Genomic DNA, 17,035 nt, shown 5'->3' on the forward strand with positions numbered 1-17,035 from the left:
TACTCACAAATAGGGTGGTACCACGATTATAATTCGTCCCTACTGTATTTTCAGTAGGGGCTTTTTTATACATTTTTATACTTTTTTAGGGGGATTTTATATCTAAATTAAACAGATAGTACAAGAAATGGAAGAAGCTATTTTGCATTATCATTCAACTATACGAAAGAAAAGAGAGGGTTGCAGATGGAAGAACAACAACTGAAAAGAGGTTTAATGCCTAGACACGTTCAGCTTCTTGCGTTAGCTGGAATGATTGGTACTGGTATATTTAAAGGAAGTAGTGATACATTACACATTGCTGGTCCTAGCGTAGTATTTGCCTACTTATTAGGAGGTCTTCTTTTATTCATCGTAATGACTGCATTAGCAGAATTAGCTGTTGTATACCCACATTTAAATATACAACGTCTTATGTACAAGGCTTTCGGATTTCAGTTTTCATTCGTCATTGGATGGTTGTACTGGTTCAATTGGATGATTGTCACAATAGTAGAAATCGTAGCAGCAGGTAGCTTCTTACAATACTGGTTTACATCCATGCCGCTATGGTTGTTAAGTTTAATCTGTGCTGTCTTTATCGTCTCCTTAAATTCGTTCCAAGTGAAATATTATGGAGAATTAGAATTTTGGTTTGCTGGAATAAAGATTACTGCTCTTATTGCTTTTATTATCATTGGCGGATTCATTTTATTCGGATTCTCGTCAGCTTCACCAAGTCATCCTTTTACGAACTACGTATCGAATGGCGGATTCTTCCCTCACGGCTTAAAGGGTATGTTTGCTTCCTTATTAGTTGTTATGTTTTCCTATGGTGGCTCAGAATTAATCGGTGTAGCAGCAACAGAAACAAAGTCTGTTGAAAAAGTGTTACCTAGTGTCATTAAAGGCGTTGTTTGGAGAGTTATTATTTTTTATATTCTTCCCATTCTCATTATTTGCGGCTTAATTCCATGGAATGAAGTGTCAGGAAAAGATAGCCCATTTGTACAAGTATTTTCTTCTGTCGGTTTTCGAAACGCAGCAAGCATAATGAATTTTGTTCTTTTCACTGCTGTTATGTCTGCAGCGAATTCTGGCATGTATGCAACATCACGAACATTGCACGCTATGGCACAAAATAATGAAGCGCCGAAACTTCTTTCCATCTTATCAAAGAACGGTGTTCCTATATACGGGATTTTACTTAACGGAATTTGTTTAGCGATAGGTGTCGTTATCTCGTATATAACACCGGATAAAGTAATTGGCGATCTTATGTCCATTCCAGGAACATCTGTGAATCTCCTTTGGATTAGCATTTGCCTAGCACAATTAAAATTGCGACGACAATATGATCAGCTTCCTTTCTTTCATATGCGGTGGTTTCCATACCCCACATTATTTGCAATAGCAAGTTTATCTGTCATTTTTATTTTTTTCATAACCAATACGCAAAATATTATAGGTTCCATTATTTGTATTATTTTATTAATCACATTAACTAGCATGTCTTTTGTGTATAGAAAAAAAGAAGCAAACAAATAATAAAGGCATTGTATGTAAAATCATAACAAAAGGATCATCACTCATACTGCTATATCAACAGTAAAAGTGGTGATCCTTTTCGTATTTCCTTTTGAATTTCTACAGCATACCTATCCAAATTTTTATAGAGGTTGCTAAAATTATTATTGCTAAAATGTTTTGCAGCACTTTAGGTGATATCGTTTTACTTATCTTTGCACCGAGTGGTGATGCAAGAAGACTTGCTATTACCATAATTGCTGCTGGCAGCCATACAATTTGACCAGTCATCACTTTACCTGTTGTTGCACCAATACTGGATAAAAACGTAATGATAAGCGAGGACGCTATCGTCATACGTGTTGGAACTTTTAAGATAACGAGCATAATTGGAACTAAAATAAAGGCTCCTCCTGCTCCTACAATGCCCGAAACGGAACCAACGGCAAACGCTGCTATCACGGCAATCCAACGATTGTATTTGACTTCCTGTAATGGTAAATCATCTAATCCTTTTTTCGGAATAAACATCATGATTGCTGCTATAGTTGCCAGCACGGCATACAGTACATTAATTTGCCCTTCACTAATCCATTTTGATCCAGAACTACCAAGATAGCTACCTACTAAAATACTAACTCCCATATATAAAACAAGTGATTTGTTTACATATTCGCTTTTTCGATAGTACCATGCACCACTTAGCGTTGAAAAAAATACTTGAACGGCTACAATTCCTGAAACTTCATGAGCTGAGAAGGATGAAAATCCAAGTAGTGCAGGAACATAGAGTAAAATCGGATAATTAATAATTGCTCCACCAATTCCAAGCATGCCAGACAGAAATGAGCCGATAAATCCAATAATAAAAATAAGGAGTATTAAACTAATACTCATCATGCATTCCTCCTATGATGCAAAAATTCATCAAGTAAACTACTAGCAGTGGAGTGTTTTACACCACTGCTAGTAAATAAATCATTCGACAATTATGCCTTTTGAATCCAATACTTAAACATTTCACCGTTATCTTCTTGATGAAGCAATGTATGCCCCGTTGCTTGAACCCAAGCTGGAATATCTTTCTTTGATCCTTTATCCGTTGCATGAATTTCAAGAATTTGCCCGCTTTCCATTCTATCTATCATTCTTTTCGTTTGAACAACTGGCATTGGACAAGATAGACTTGTAGCATCTAGTATTTTATCACTTTTCATTACGATCCCTCAATTCTTAATTTTTATGAATGGTGAAGAGCACAGCGGTTTGGTCCAATTTCTAGTTCTTGCTGTTTTTCTGGTGTTGCATCTACATCACCACGATTAATCGCTACAATTTCCTCAAAGTTAGGAGGAGTTTCAGAATTTGCATTCTGTACAACTTTTTCAATAAATTCTTCTTTATTTTGATTTTGCATCATTTCGTTGCGATTACGAATGCTACCTAATGTATCACCAATGTATCCTTCTCCATTTATTTCACGATCTAGATCTGCGTAATGACTTGGCAGAACAATTACATCGTCAGCTATATTTGCTACTTTTTCATAGACGGTATCATACAAATCAGCTGCCCATTCAGCTGCCTTTCCGCCTAAATCTGGACGCCCTAACCCTCCAACAAAAATAGTATCTCCCGAGAACAGTAGCTTATTGTTTACAAGGAAGGAAACACTACCTGGTGTATGACCTGGTGTTTTGACAGCTAGCACTTCCAAGCTTACATTTTCAAAACGTATCTTATTAAAATCTTCAAGAGGTAAAAATGTAAATATTGCTCCTTCACTCTTCATTAAATAGTAAGATGCACCAGTTCGTTTAGCTAATTCTCTACCGCCAGAAATATGATCCGCATGCAAATGAGAATCTACAATATGAGAAATTATTACCCCTTCTTTTTTCGCAATTTCTTCATATTGTTCTACAAAACGGGAAGCATCTATAACAAGGGATTCTTTACCTGAAATAATCATGTAAGAAAGACAACCTTTACCTACTCTTATAAATTGATATACTTTCATATCAGAGTCTTGGTATACCATTGCTTGATACAAATGTTCACTCCATGCTTTCATTCCACCCTGTAAATAAGACACATTTGGTACATTTGCTTCATCAAGAGCTTCTGCGACAAACTTGGAAGATCCCTCTTTCGCACAAACCACTAAGACATCACGACCTTTAGGCAACTTATCTAGTACAGGATCTACACTATCAATTAGATCAAAATATGGTACGTTTATTAACGTAACTTTTTCCCCTTCAATTCTCCAATCATTAAAGTCACTTTCATTGCGGACATCTAAAATGAAAAGCTCTTCCTTGTTAAGAAGCTTTGTTACGATATCTGCAGAAGTTACTTCTGTTATCATTCGTGTACCCCCTATGGTATAATATTTATAAAAATTTTCCACCAGTTGTCATGCATACAACTGATGGTTCTCCTTATTATTATGCGTTCTTCTCAATAGCACCCGTCCATTGAGACATACCAGGCACGACATTCACAACATTTGTAAAACCATTTTTTGCAAGAAGTTGTGCAGCTAAATCGCTTCGTCTTCCTGTTCGGCAAATGACATATATTTCTTTATCTTTAGGAAGCTCTGTTAGCTTCTCTTCTAACTCTCCAAATGGTATGAAATACGATCCAGGTATATGGCCAAATGCATATTCAGCATGTTCACGTACATCTAAAATAAAGCAGTCCTCAATTTTACTTACTAGTTCCTCATTCGTAATCACATTCGGATATTTTGTTTCTTCTCTTTGATCCTCGGCGCTTGCCTTTCGCAAATAATGTTTTAACACATTGCCTTCTTCAATCAATCCAATATATTGATGTCCTGTATTCTTTGCCCACGCTACAATATCTGCTTTTGATCCTTTATCTGTAGCTTGAACCTCAACTACTTGCCCTGGTTGCACGGCGTCAATTGCTTTTTTTGTTTTCACAATTGGCATTGGGCAAGATAATCCCTTCGCATCAACGGTTACATCTGTTTTAACCATGAAATACTCTCCCTTATCGTTTCTTCAACTGTTAAAATGTTTTATATTTAAATGATCCATCGTATCTATACATTTGCGAACGCTTTAAGGAAGAATCACTTATAGGAACGGTTTTTACCTACTAGGGTATATTTTTTTATAAAAAAATATACCCTACTCCTACGATATTATGGATGTCGTTTTAACGAATATAATTACGCAAAAAGGAGTATTCCTTTACGCAATCATATTTTATAGTACGGTTTACAAGAACTTTACTAACAAACCATATACAGTATTACTAATTATAAATAACTCTACTGTGTAACCATTCTTTTCAAGCTGTTTCTTTAATTGTTGTGAAGGAATGCGTTCTTGCAAAGCTGGACCAAATTCGCTGGAAACCGCTTCCCATTCAAGGATGAGTAACGCTCCTTCTTTTTTTACGATTCGCTTAACTTCTAGTAATAGAGATTCTACATCTTCAACTTCATGTGTTACAAAACCAATTAATGCCTTATCACATACCCCATTTTGGATAGGAGTTTTAGATATGTCACTTCTTACATACGAAAGATTTGTTATGTCATTCTTCTCCGCATTTTCACGTAAATAGCCTAGCATTTTCGGTTCGATATCAACTGCATAAACCGTTTCTTCTGTTATTTTTGCAATAGGTATTGTAAAATAACCATTTCCGGCACCTAAGTCAGCTACCTTATCATCTTTTTGTATGCGTAAAATTTCAATGACTTGTTCAGGAGTAACAACTTCTTTTCTTTTTGGATCGAGTAACTTTTCAGCCTTTTCAGGATTAAAGCGATGTCCAGCCATCTACTATCCATTCTCCTTTCAAAATTTTAGAAATACCCTTTTGCATAGGTATCTTCCACCGTCGAAAAATTAGAATGTTAATGAAACATCTGCATCTTTAGCAAAACTTAAAAATGTAACGGCTCCGCCTACTTCTGTACCATCTACAAACTCTTCTTGTACTAGTCCCATAACATCCATTGTCATTTGGCATGCAATAAATGTAACCCCTAATTCTTGCGCCATTTGAACAAGTTCTGCAATGGCAGGTACATTAGCCTTTTGGAATCCTTCTTGCATGTTTTCTTTTCCTGCCGGTGCTTGTAAATGGTTAAGCCCTTCTTTATGGATAAGTTGCAATCCTTCAAATGTAAAGAAGATTTTCACCTCAGCGTCTGTTGCTGCTGCAGCTGTTGCAATATTAAAAACTTTATACGCATCAAACAGTCCGCCATTCGCTGCAATAATTGCTACTTTCATCAAAATACCCCCATTTTTCATATCGTTTTTCATTTGTATAAAAGTACTTTGTAAAAAGAACATATAGGTATTATTCAATACCTGTCTGGGTATAAACAAAAGCGTTATATACCCTAGTAGGTATAATACTCTAATATTTACTATAAAGCAACACCTTATAGTGTAAATTCGCTCGTTTTTTATTCATAAAGTAAAACTTCCCTCGGTGGGAGCTTTACTGCCCTTATATAGCTGGATAAAACAAAAAACCATCACAAATGATGGCTTTTTGTTTCACTATATGAAACTGTTTTCTCAGAAAAAAGCTGGCCCATCTTTACTAATGTATGGCCATTTTTCAATACTTCCTGAAGCACTTCTTCTAACGATTGCAGCATAAATTCCGGTGCATTTGGCTCGGCACCCCACGTATCGCCGCTATCATGTAAGACAATAACATCTCCATCGTGTATAGAACGTAGCAGCTTTTGTTTAATTCTTTCACTGCCGCCTTTTGTTCGCCAATCCCCCACGATAATCGACCATATTACCATTCGAAAGTTTCTATGGATAAAGAAGTCAAGTCCATTTATTAGCCCCCAAGGTGGACGATAAAAAACGGGACGTGTTCCCGTAATCTGTTCAACATAGGATGCTGTACTCTCTAAATGTTTCTTCAACTTCCAAGGAGATAACAGTAAATTCGAGACATGAACATAGTTATGGATACCTATTTCATGACCCTCATCATGTATTTGCTTAAGTATATCTGGATACCTCTCGGCCTTCTCTCCTACAACAAAAAAAGTTGCTTTCACTCCATACTTCTTCAACAAGGCAAGAAGCTGAGGTGTATAAATAGGGTTCGGACCATCATCAAATGTAAAGGCAATTTCATTACGAACCCTGCTTTTTAAAATCACGCCAAACCCTAATCGTGCAATAATATTAGGAATAATTGCATATAAAAGGGCAAAGAGTAGTAGGAAGTAAAATAATATAATCCACATTTCATTCATCTCCGTATTAAAATACCTGTCTCTCTATCTAAAAAAAATAATATATAATAGCAAAAAAGATAGTATAAGTTCAGTTAAACAAGTGTTGGCATAAGATTTCTTACATGTTGACTTATTTGTAAGATGACAAATAGAGCGTCAAGCGAGGATTGCTTTCGCTTGCATATTTCTACATTTCTCTTCAATGACAAATAAGAGAGTGGATTACTTATAAGTTCTTCTAACATTACTTGTAAATCTTTAATTGTTTTTGCTTGTATAGCAACCCCTGCTTGTTTAAGAAAATCTGCATTATCCTGCTCCTGTCCTGGCAATGCATGATGAATAAGCATTGGTAGCCCCATTGCCATCGCCTCAGAAATAGTAACTCCGCCAGGCTTCGTCACAATAAGGTCGGAAATTGCCATAAGTTCATGAACATATTCAATATATCCTGTTACGAAAATATGATGCTGGCTGTCCTTTAATTCTTCTTCTGCAATTCCTTTTAGCTTTTCATTATGTCCACATACGATTAAAATTTGGAGCTTCTGCGGAAATGTCGCCAGCATATGAAAGAGTGACGTAGCATTCCCTATTAGACCATACCCGCCACCCATGATAAGGATAGTAGGAATGAAAGGATCTAATCCGTATTTTTCCAATAGCATAGAATGAGAATAACTGTTAGCAAATTCTGGTCTTATCGGTATGCCTGTATCTGCTATTTTATCTTTTGCTACTCCTCGCTTTTGCAGGGCTTCTCGTACCTCTTGGGATCCTACGATATACTGATCCGTGTTAGGATGTATCCAATAGCCGTGGTCCGTATAATCCGTAATAACTGTTACCGAGGGAACTTTACAAAGTCCGTGCTCCTTTAGCTTTGAAATAATATAAGCTGTATATGGAAAGGTACTAACAACAACGGTTGGCTGTATCTCTTCGAGAAGTCTTTGCATACGTTGAAGCTCTTCAGACAGAAAGTGTAATTTCAGCGTTGGAGAGTTACTTTGACGTGTTTTTCGAAACAAATATCCAAAAATACTTGGAAAGGCCTTTATTCCTTTCATATACATATAATGGCCGATCGGATATAGAAATGGATGTGCCCACGCCATAAAATCAAAGACAATAGTCTCAACACCTTGTCTATGTAGCCTGGCGACTTCAGAGATTGCACGGGCAGCTTGCTGATGTCCTTCTCCAAAGGTGCTAGAAAAAATAAGAATTTTATCTTTTCCTGCCATAGTTGTCACCTGCTCATCTTATAGTTTTGCTCTTTTTTATTTCATTTATTTCATTTTTAAAAATCAGAAAGTAGTGACTTGCTCCTATAATTATATTATAAGTAGCATAAATTATAATGGCTATCCAGCTATGTTGTGTAAAAATTGAACCTGCAAAATTAACAAGTACAATATTAGGAATTTTCCCTAAGGAAGATGCAAAGAAAAATGTAAATAACCCAACATCACTTAATGCCCAGATAATATTTACAGCTGCAGCAGGAATAAAAGTTATCATTCTACTTAAGCATACTGCAAGAAACGGCTTATTTAGCATCATCATTTCATATTTTTTTACTGTTTCATACTTCAATACGTAGGACCTAGCAATGTTGCGAAATCCATAACGTACGAGTAAGAAAAAAACGGTTGTACCTAGCATTGCCCCTGCTAAAGAAATGAGGGCTCCTTGCCAAACACCAAATACAGCCCCAATTACCCCACCAGAAATAGGAAATGGTATTATGGGGAAAAATGCCCCCATCGCAACCACTAGCATGCTAATCATAACAGAAAAAAAACCGCCTGCTTTAATCCAATCTAATAATTGGGTACGATTTATGTACCCAATTATTAGAATTGTAGCTATGAAAAGAATACTAAGTAATCTTTTTTTCATGAAATACTCCTTAGTCGTAAAGCTACGAGATCAAATTACCCATTACGACGCGTTACATGATAATACTTCGAAAGAACCGGAATGGCAATGGTAATTTTTTTGAATATACGAAAGACAAACTGTGCAAGAGGTTCTACCATTTTTTCATTTGAAACCACGATAAAGCTTGTCATGAAGGAAAGAAACGCTCCTCCAATAACATCTAACGGATAATGTACGCCTATATATATTCTTGATATTCCAACAAGAATTGCCCAAGTTAACACAAGATTCTTTAAGGAATCATTGCGAAGCAATAGTGTAAAAGCAATTGCAAACACAAGCACAGAATGATCACTTACAAATGAAGAGTCTGCACCATGTGCAACTAATTGATGAACTTGATGCGTAACAAATGGACGTGGATGGTAATATACGCTGTGAATAATCGCATTTATCGCAAGAGCAAACACAGTAGATAGAACTACGTAAATAACTGTATATTGTTTTTTTAATGCTGCATGATCTACCTTACGATTGTTAAACCAAAGAGCCAATAAAATAATTATGGCAATATATGGTGTGCTTTTTGTTGCAAATACCATTATTTTATCTAAAATAGCAGATTGCCCTGCCAAATTGTTAATTAGTTGAAATACTTCATAATTCATTTGACTATCTCCTTCTGTTCCTCCAAGATGCAAAAATTAAGCACGAGCTTTTGCTTTTCTACCTTTTTGAAATTTCACAAACAGGTAGACGATTATAGCTAAGATGGCTACAATCATGATTGACTGTTCATAAGGCTTAGCAATCTCTTTGACATGCTCCCAATTTGATGACAATACTTCTCCAAAATAAATAAACATAATAGACCATGGAATGACAGCAAGCGTAGTGTAAACCGTAAACTTCGTAAATGACATTCGTGAAATACCTGCTGGAATACTAATAGCATGGCGTACAACTGGAATAAATCTTACTGTAAATATGACCCCAACTCCATACTTGTTAAACCATCGTTCAGCCATATCGATTTGTTTTTCACGAATAAGCAAAAATTTTCCGTATTTAAGTAAAAACGGTCTACCACCATATTTACCGATCCAATATAAAAATAATTGAGCTAGTACACCGCCGAAAACCCCTGCTATAAGAGTACCGATGAAACTAACTTTACCCATAGTAATAAGGAAACCAGCATAGGCAAGTACAATCTCACTCGGGATAATTTCTATCATTAATCCAAATGCAATACCAGCATATCCAAAATTCATTAATGTAAGTAAAACACTGTGAACAAAACTACTCATAATCGTAAATTGCCTCCTTTTATTATTCATGTTAATGGACGAAGGCAATACGAAAAAAGTTCAAATGAAATAAAAAATTTTTTTGCTACTATTTATTTCGTTTATTTTATAACAATACATAGCATACAAAAGGATACTCTAGAAACATCAGAAATAAAAGATACGAATCATTTTTTTCGAACTTCTGCCATCCATTTTATTGAAATTCCAAAGGACAGCCAAAGCGTTAGCAAAGTAACGAAACCTCCAAGCAAAGGGATACTCATACAAGCTATTAGAATCATACACCCAATCATAATGATTTTCCACTGCGGGCTAGCTTCTAATCCTTTTATCTTCTGTCCAACTATACTACTAATTGTAGCCATCCCGATAAATAGGGAAAGAAACGACATAAATAGCAGAACAATAGCAATTGGAATTCCAATTATACTGATAGTAAGCAAGATACTTAGTGCTACTAAAGCAAGACTTACAAATGCTCCAGTTACAAGCAATCGTCCCCACCCATATTGAATAAGAGTACCTATACGATCAATTCGTTGTTTCATAAGAACCCCTGTTAGTATAGTAAATATCCCCATACCTATAACAATCATGATTCGAATGATCCATATTCCAAGAATCAGTCCGCCAGCAAACAAAAAGCTATTTTGCGTAGCATCATTAAATTGCAGTGCAATAAGGTGTTCGCCAATTTTTGCTCCAGGATCTTGCTCTACTTGTCCCCCAATAACGAGAATGGGTCCTGTAATGGTCGCAGTTTGTTTAATATGTAAATCTCCATTTATAACAATTACTGCTGTTTTGACCGTTCCTTCAACCGTTACATTATGACCAACAACGAGAATTCCTTCCATTTTTTGATAATCCTGAATAATGGTGTCCTTAAATTGAATTAAGTTTGTTTCTTCTGCAAATACGTGCTGTTGCATGAAAAGAAAAAAAACAAACATAATAAGTAGTGATAATGGGAATTTTTTCAAATTTATACCTCCTTAACAACAGTTTTCGTCCGTAGCAGCCGGTGAATAGACCAGCTTGAAAAAATGAGAACGAACACGGTCGACATGACGATTGTTCCAATGATAGTAGGAACAGAGGAAACAATCGTTACAAATGCCCGAATAAGACTCATGCTTACATGTAAGAAGGAAAAGAAAACTTGAAAAAATGCAAACAATGCTGAGCTAGTCTGAAGGAAAATAAATAAAATGAGTGCTACTCCAATAATCAAAACAGAAGCATGTATCCTTCTCTTTCTTCGATTCAATTGCTCCTTATAAGATGAGATATTTTCCATTACAAGTGCTTCAAAATGATCATCTGGCAGGACATCAAAATAAGCTCTTGAGATATTTTGCTTCATCTGGGTCAGCTCTTGTACCTGTTGTTGGCATGACTCACATGTTCTAAGGTGCTCTTCTACTTTCATACGTTCATCGGAACTTATTTCATCGTCTACGTAGGCAGATAATAATTCTTCTACCTCATGCATTCTCATCACCTCTAGAAAGTTCTTTCCTTACCATCATTCTGGCAGCGTTTAACCGTGACTTTACCGTTCCAACTGGAACATGTATAATAGCTGCTATTTCGTCGTAGGAATATCCTTGAACATCTTTTAAGATAAGGACCGTTCTATGTTCAAGCGATAATCTTTGCATAGCTTCCTGAATCGTTAAACGTGTTTGTGTTTGCTCCATATCATCGCTACTCGCGTTTAACATCTCTTCTTCTGATGAGACAATCTTTGATTTATTCATTTTTTTCAAGCGATCATAGCATAAATTCGTAACAATTCTCGTGAGCCAAGAAACGAATGCATATTCATTTTCTAGTCTTGGCAGAGATACATATGCTTTAAGAAACGCTTCCTGTGCAATATCTTCGGCCTCCATCCTATCATTGACCATCGCATAGGCATGACGAAACACTTCACCTTTATACATGGTAACCAGTTTTGCAAATGCATCTTCCTTCCCTTTTTTTGCGCGCTGAATTAACTCATGCAAATCCTGTTGCACATACTCCCGCCCCTCCAGTCTTCTTTTCCTTCTTAAAAAGACCAACTAATATTTAAAAATGTTCACTTTATTTTTTCATTATCACTTATTTTTATTTTTTATACCATGGATTCAAATGAATGAGAACTTCCTTTACATCTGGATATTCCTTCATAATGGATAGCTTTATTTCCCTGCCAATATCATGGCCCTGCTGAATGGTAAGCTCTGCAGGAACGCTTATTCTTGCATCAATTAATACATAGTGGCCCAATTCTCTTGCACGTAATCGATCAATCCGCATCACATGTGGATTCTGTTCAATGATTTTACGATACAATTGTACTTTTTCTAATGTCATACTTCCTTCCATTAACGTATCAATCGATTCTTTTCCCATCTGCATGGCGAGACGAAGTACAAAAATCGATACGATACTTCCTGCTATCGGATCTCCATATGCGCCATAAGGAATATGGATTATTTCATTTAGCAGTGCAATTCCGATACCGATAGAAGCAGCTAAGGAAGCATACACATCAGCAAGATGATCATAAGCTGTTGCTAACAATCCTTTGCTATTTACTCGTTTTCCAACTTGAAATGTATATATGTATAAGATTTCTTTCCAAACAAGGGAAACGACTGCTGCAACAAACGCTACGATATGAGGCTTAACAGCTGGTTCGAACAAAGATGTTATGGATTCATAGGCGATAAATATAGCTGCAAGCGCTAAAATAACGGCAACAATTGCCGATGAAATAACTTCTGCTTTCCCATGACCATAGGGATGGTCTTCGTCAGCCGGCTGCATTGCAATTTTCATGGATCCTAAGGATGCGATAGAGGCAGCAACATCCGCTGCACTGTGGATACCATCTGCAATTAATACCTGACTTTGAAATATAGTTCCTACCATTAATTTTAAAATAGTTAATAACACATTACTAAAAACACTTATCCAAGCGACAAGTAAAGGCGATGTACGCGACATACATCAAGACTCCTCTCTAATTCCTTTTGTTCAAAATGCCCTTATATATATTGTAATACTTTTATTAGCTTACCAAACCAATATCGTGTGGGTCTATGCAAACAATGTTGTTTTCCGATACATAAGTAGCGATATTATAACTTTTTTTCACCAGAGAAACTTTCAATCCTATCCTTTTTCCTAACTAATATTTACATAATATGTTATCGTTCATTCCTGTATATTTTTTGATTTTCCTCAAATATTAAGGTAAGGAAAAGAGGTGGTTGCTATTCGTGTCTATCTTCTATCAGCACTCATCATTTGTTTCGTGCTTACTCCTATGCATGTCGAGGCTAAGAAAATCAAACGATCAGAAGTAGAATCGCAAGGAGATATTGTGTGGGAAGTACCTACTTCTCATAAGGTAATTGCACTCACTTTTGACGATGGTCCGAATCCGATTTTTACTCCTCAAATATTAAATATTTTAAAACAGTATCATGTACATGCTACTTTTTTTGTTGTAGGCAATCGTATGAAAGAAAATCCAGAAATAATGGATCGAATTGTAGCAGAAGGACATGAAATCGGAAATCATACCATGACACATTGTTATTCGACCAGAAGTTCCATCGAACATATGAAACAAGAAATTTTAGAGACACAAACATATATTGAGAAATGGAAGCCTAATTCAGCTCTTCTCTTTCGACCTCCAGGTGGCTATATGAGCGAGGAATTACTAGATCTTACAAAGCAAGAAGGATACAAAACCATATTATGGTCATGGCATCAAGATACGAGGGACTGGTCTTCACCTGGTGTAAACGCGATAGCGAATCATGTTTTGAAGAATGCACGAAATGGGGATATCGTACTTATGCACGACGGGCTTTACAATAAATCACAGACCATTCGCGCGCTAAAAATTATCCTCCCTTCACTCATACAGAAGGGATACGAATTTGTGACCGTATCAGAATTACTGGAATACAAAGATAAAAAATAACGAGCGGCCCTGGAAGGCTGCTCGTTACAAAACTTATGAAGCACGTTTTTTCGCTTTTCGGTTAGAAAGTTTAATATTAGTAAGAAATAACGCAAGAACTGCTCCCACGAGAACGATAAAAACTGCACACAGAAAAACGGTATGTAAAGAATTCATTAACGAATCCTTTAAAGTTGGTACCAGCATCTCTTTCATCGAAGCAGGCATATTTGCAAGGGTCTTAGGATCAAATAAGGCAGAATACAAGGAGCTTGGATTTGTCAATATCATCGACTTAAATTGTTCTACCATTGTATTTGCTCCATGTGGGATAGCTTGTAATTTCGGTAACAGATTATCTGTAAGCAATTGACCCGAACGTTGATTCATAATAGTACCCAATATGGTCATACCGAATGTTCCACCAATTTGTCGGAAAAATTGACTCGAAGAGGTTACAACACCTAGCTCTTCTTTTGAAAAGCTTTCTTGTAAGGCAAGCGTAATCGTTGGCATAACGAAGCCTATTCCTAATCCAATTACCATCATATTAAGCATAGCACTATGCTGCGTAGTGTTTTGACTTAAAGTTAATAATAATCCAAAACCAGTTGCCATTATGATCATACCCATAATAATTTGAGGCTTTACTCCAATCTTTTGAACGAGCTGCCCGCCTATAATACTTGCTATAACAAGTGCAATCATCATCGGTGTCATAATGGTACCCGATGACGTTGCACTGACTCCAACAATCCCTTGCATAAATAACGGTACGAACGTAATCGCTCCGAACATACCTACACTCATGAAAAATCCAATTCCACTCAACGTTGTAAATGTACGATTTTTAAATAAATGAATGGGAAGAATAGGTTCCTTCGCTCTTTTCTCAATGAATCCAAATGAAATCAACGAAATAACCGCAATCACAAATAGAGAAATAATTTGCCATGATGACCACGCATAGTCTACTCCACCAAATGTTAATGCTAGTAGTAAGCTAACTACACCTACAATCATAGTGAACATTCCTGAAATGTCAAAACAATTGGTCCTTTCGTTTTATTACTTTTCAATCCCATAGCAATTAAAATTGTTGCTACAATTCCAACAGGTAAATTTATATAAAATACCCATCTCCAGCTACTTCCATCGACAATCTAACCGCCAATTTGCGGACCTATAACTGAGGATATACCATACAAAGCACCAAAGACACCTTGCCATTTTGCACGCTCTTTACCTGAGAACAGGTCCCCGATTATAATCATGGCCATCGGCATCATAATGCCTCCTCCAATCCCTTGAAGAGCACGGAACCAAATAAGCTGATTCATACTTTGTGCAGTACCGCATAACGCTGAGCCGCCAATAAATAACAATAATCCTGTTACGTATACCACACGGCGTCCAAGCATATCAGCTAATTTCCCGGCAATTGGTACAACAGTAGTTGAAGTAAGCATATATGCTGTCGTAAGCCACGTCATTAAGCTTAGACCACCAAGCTCACCTACAATTCGCGGCATTGCAGTTCCGACGATCGTTCCATCTAGTGCTGCAAACAGCATTGCGATAATAAGTCCCGTGATAAGAAGCTTTCGATTGGATGTATGTTCTATTTGATTTAGTTTTGCTTCTGTATATTCCATCGTAATCCCTCGTCTCTCGTATAAAACTAAACTGTTAAAGTGAATCTTTCCTTAATAGATGGTTTCTTTTTCTCTCACCATAAGGTAGCCACTAACCAAGCATGTACAACCAATATAAAAAAAGGACCAAGTAGGTCCTTTTTTCATATTCATATAATCTTGGCTTTCCGACATAATAATTATTCTTCACCATCTAAAGCTTGCTTTCGAATATAAAACATACATACAGTTATTATGGTAAATGCTATAAATGCTAAGAGTGGGATTGTAATAAATCCGAACCATTCTATATACTTCCCAGAGCACGGAATACCGCTTGTACATATTTTAAAATGTTGAAGTGATGGAATATGCTGCTCTGCGTAGTGAAAACCAGAGAGAAGCATACCAAGTATAGACATCGGAAGAACATATTTATAAACCGTGTAATCATTATGATACAGGGCAATACCAATTAATAAAGTGAGCGGATACATGAGAATACGTTGATACCAGCATAGTGTACACGGTATGAAATGCATGACTTCACTGAAGAATAGGCTTCCGAGCATCGCGATAATGGCGGCTAGCCACGAAAGGACAAATGATTTACTCATTATTTACTCCCCTTCGCTGCATCATCAATCATCTTTCTCAAATCATCAAACGTTTGTCCTTCAAACTTTTTACCATTAATAAAAAGTGATGGTGTACCACTTATTTGCAGTTTACTTACATAGGACATATCCTTATCCAAAGCAGCTTGTGCCTTATTCTGACTAAAGGCTTGTACAACTTTATTTACATCGTCGCTGCTTGCAACCTCTTTTAATGTATCCGTTAAAAATGCTTCAGTGAAATAATCCATTTTTTCGTATTTCGGATCTTCTGGTTGCTTCTTATATAAAAGATCATGAAAACGCCAGAATGTAGAATTTCCCAACTCTTCATAAACTGTTTCAGAAAATAGAGCTGCACGTGTAGAATCTACACTAATAAAAGCATAGTTCATAAAATAAAGCTTTGCCTTACCCGTATCTACAAATTCTTTCGTGATTTGCGGAACAATGGTTTCATTGAACGTTTTGCACACGGGACATTTATAATCTCCAAACTCAACAATTTGGACTGGTGCTGTATCTTTTCCTATGTATGGTTGTCCACTGTAATCAATTTTCGCTACTTGTTTAGAAGAAATAGAAGTATTTCCTAAAACAATTAGGCCACCTACTAGTAATACACTTATTATGCCAATGATCCAAAAAAACCACTTAGAAGAAGATGATGCCTTTCTTTTTTTCTTCGTATTTGCCATTGTATTCACCCCCTATTATTTCTACTAGATAATGGAACTGTGAAAGTTTCATCTCCTAAATACCTATGCTTACAAGTATCCTCTTCATAACTCTCAATCTATTCCTACACTAGTCATTATATTTTTAGATAAAAAGGAGTGTCAAGG

General features: G+C 36.4%; 19 protein-coding genes, 1 pseudogene and 1 other annotated feature (1 of these 21 only partly in view). Of the genes and pseudogenes, 2 read left to right on the forward strand and 18 right to left on the reverse strand.

Annotated features, from left to right (window positions below):
- Positions 1-44, forward strand: a binding site (T-box leader); it begins 188 nt to the left of the window's first position.
- A gap of 136 nt (positions 45-180) precedes the next feature.
- A complete protein-coding gene (locus ACM5BR_RS08795) occupies positions 181-1,527 on the forward strand; it encodes an amino acid permease (RefSeq protein ID WP_416827335.1) in 1,347 nt (448 codons plus the stop codon).
- Positions 1,528-1,626: 99 nt separating this feature from the next.
- Here the strand turns inward: ACM5BR_RS08795 and ACM5BR_RS08800 are convergent, their stop codons facing one another.
- The 15 genes from ACM5BR_RS08800 to ACM5BR_RS08870 form a co-directional block, all read right to left on the reverse strand.
- Positions 1,627-2,403: a sulfite exporter TauE/SafE family protein gene (locus tag ACM5BR_RS08800; RefSeq protein ID WP_416827337.1), complete on the reverse strand. Its 777-nt coding sequence runs from the start codon at positions 2,401-2,403 to the stop codon at positions 1,627-1,629.
- A gap of 92 nt (positions 2,404-2,495) precedes the next feature.
- Positions 2,496-2,723, reverse strand: coding sequence for a sulfurtransferase TusA family protein (locus ACM5BR_RS08805; RefSeq protein WP_416827338.1), 228 nt, complete (start codon positions 2,721-2,723; stop codon positions 2,496-2,498).
- Between the two features lie 23 nt (positions 2,724-2,746).
- Positions 2,747-3,877 carry an MBL fold metallo-hydrolase gene (locus tag ACM5BR_RS08810; RefSeq protein ID WP_416827339.1) on the reverse strand — a complete coding sequence of 377 codons (1,131 nt, stop codon included), beginning with the start codon at positions 3,875-3,877 and terminating at the stop codon, positions 2,747-2,749.
- A 79-nt stretch (positions 3,878-3,956) separates the two neighbouring features.
- Positions 3,957-4,517 (reverse strand): sulfurtransferase TusA family protein, encoded by a 561-nt coding sequence (locus ACM5BR_RS08815; RefSeq protein WP_416827341.1) that lies wholly within the window; start codon positions 4,515-4,517, stop codon positions 3,957-3,959.
- Between the two features lie 243 nt (positions 4,518-4,760).
- Entirely contained in the window at positions 4,761-5,330 is a 570-nt protein-coding gene (locus ACM5BR_RS08820; RefSeq protein WP_416827343.1) for a class I SAM-dependent methyltransferase, read from the reverse strand.
- Positions 5,331-5,399: 69 nt separating this feature from the next.
- A complete protein-coding gene (locus tag ACM5BR_RS08825; RefSeq protein WP_416827345.1) occupies positions 5,400-5,789 on the reverse strand; it encodes a DsrE/DsrF/DrsH-like family protein in 390 nt (129 codons plus the stop codon).
- A 251-nt stretch (positions 5,790-6,040) separates the two neighbouring features.
- On the reverse strand, positions 6,041-6,778 hold the full coding sequence (locus ACM5BR_RS08830) for a polysaccharide deacetylase family protein (RefSeq protein WP_416827346.1): 738 nt from the start codon (positions 6,776-6,778) through the stop codon (positions 6,041-6,043).
- Positions 6,779-6,861: 83 nt separating this feature from the next.
- The gene (locus ACM5BR_RS08835; RefSeq protein ID WP_416827347.1) at positions 6,862-8,016 is read right to left on the reverse strand and encodes an MGDG synthase family glycosyltransferase; all 1,155 of its coding nucleotides are present in this window, start codon (positions 8,014-8,016) and stop codon (positions 6,862-6,864) included.
- A 13-nt stretch (positions 8,017-8,029) separates the two neighbouring features.
- Complete coding sequence (locus ACM5BR_RS08840; RefSeq protein WP_416827348.1) at positions 8,030-8,674, reverse strand: TVP38/TMEM64 family protein; 645 nt, start codon at positions 8,672-8,674, stop codon at positions 8,030-8,032.
- A 35-nt stretch (positions 8,675-8,709) separates the two neighbouring features.
- The gene (locus tag ACM5BR_RS08845; RefSeq protein ID WP_416827350.1) at positions 8,710-9,324 is read right to left on the reverse strand and encodes an undecaprenyl-diphosphatase; all 615 of its coding nucleotides are present in this window, start codon (positions 9,322-9,324) and stop codon (positions 8,710-8,712) included.
- A gap of 36 nt (positions 9,325-9,360) precedes the next feature.
- Positions 9,361-9,969, reverse strand: coding sequence for an undecaprenyl phosphate transporter UptA (gene uptA / locus ACM5BR_RS08850; RefSeq protein WP_416827876.1), 609 nt, complete (start codon positions 9,967-9,969; stop codon positions 9,361-9,363).
- 164 nt (positions 9,970-10,133) lie between these two features.
- Positions 10,134-10,952, reverse strand: coding sequence for a hypothetical protein (locus tag ACM5BR_RS08855; protein WP_416827352.1), 819 nt, complete (start codon positions 10,950-10,952; stop codon positions 10,134-10,136).
- Between the two features lie 2 nt (positions 10,953-10,954).
- Positions 10,955-11,464 (reverse strand): anti-sigma factor family protein, encoded by a 510-nt coding sequence (locus ACM5BR_RS08860; RefSeq protein ID WP_416827353.1) that lies wholly within the window; start codon positions 11,462-11,464, stop codon positions 10,955-10,957.
- Positions 11,457-11,993 (reverse strand): RNA polymerase sigma factor, encoded by a 537-nt coding sequence (locus tag ACM5BR_RS08865; protein WP_416827355.1) that lies wholly within the window; start codon positions 11,991-11,993, stop codon positions 11,457-11,459. The genes ACM5BR_RS08860 and ACM5BR_RS08865 overlap by 8 nt, the downstream gene beginning before the upstream one ends.
- A 91-nt stretch (positions 11,994-12,084) precedes the next feature.
- Positions 12,085-12,969: a cation diffusion facilitator family transporter gene (locus tag ACM5BR_RS08870; RefSeq protein WP_416827357.1), complete on the reverse strand. Its 885-nt coding sequence runs from the start codon at positions 12,967-12,969 to the stop codon at positions 12,085-12,087.
- A gap of 322 nt (positions 12,970-13,291) precedes the next feature.
- Between ACM5BR_RS08870 and ACM5BR_RS08875 the strand changes: the two genes are divergently transcribed.
- Positions 13,292-13,960, forward strand: a complete 669-nt coding sequence (locus tag ACM5BR_RS08875) for a polysaccharide deacetylase family protein (RefSeq protein ID WP_416827877.1) — start codon at positions 13,292-13,294, stop codon at positions 13,958-13,960.
- A 33-nt stretch (positions 13,961-13,993) separates the two neighbouring features.
- On the opposite strand, the pseudogene ACM5BR_RS08880 reads toward ACM5BR_RS08875, so the two are convergent.
- The 3 genes and pseudogenes from ACM5BR_RS08880 to ACM5BR_RS08890 all read right to left on the reverse strand — a co-directional run bounded on the left by ACM5BR_RS08880 (position 13,994) and on the right by ACM5BR_RS08890 (position 16,888).
- Positions 13,994-15,594: pseudogene (locus tag ACM5BR_RS08880) on the reverse strand (MDR family MFS transporter).
- Positions 15,595-15,773: 179 nt separating this feature from the next.
- Entirely contained in the window at positions 15,774-16,190 is a 417-nt protein-coding gene (locus tag ACM5BR_RS08885) for a disulfide oxidoreductase (protein WP_416827359.1), read from the reverse strand.
- The gene (locus ACM5BR_RS08890; RefSeq protein WP_416827361.1) at positions 16,190-16,888 is read right to left on the reverse strand and encodes a DsbA family protein; all 699 of its coding nucleotides are present in this window, start codon (positions 16,886-16,888) and stop codon (positions 16,190-16,192) included. Before ACM5BR_RS08890 ends, ACM5BR_RS08885 begins: the two co-directional genes overlap by 1 nt.
- Positions 16,889-17,035: the final 147 nt, after the last annotated feature.

Source organism: Ectobacillus polymachus, assembly GCF_048159605.1.
GTDB lineage: Bacteria > Bacillota > Bacilli > Bacillales > Bacillaceae_G > Ectobacillus > Ectobacillus polymachus.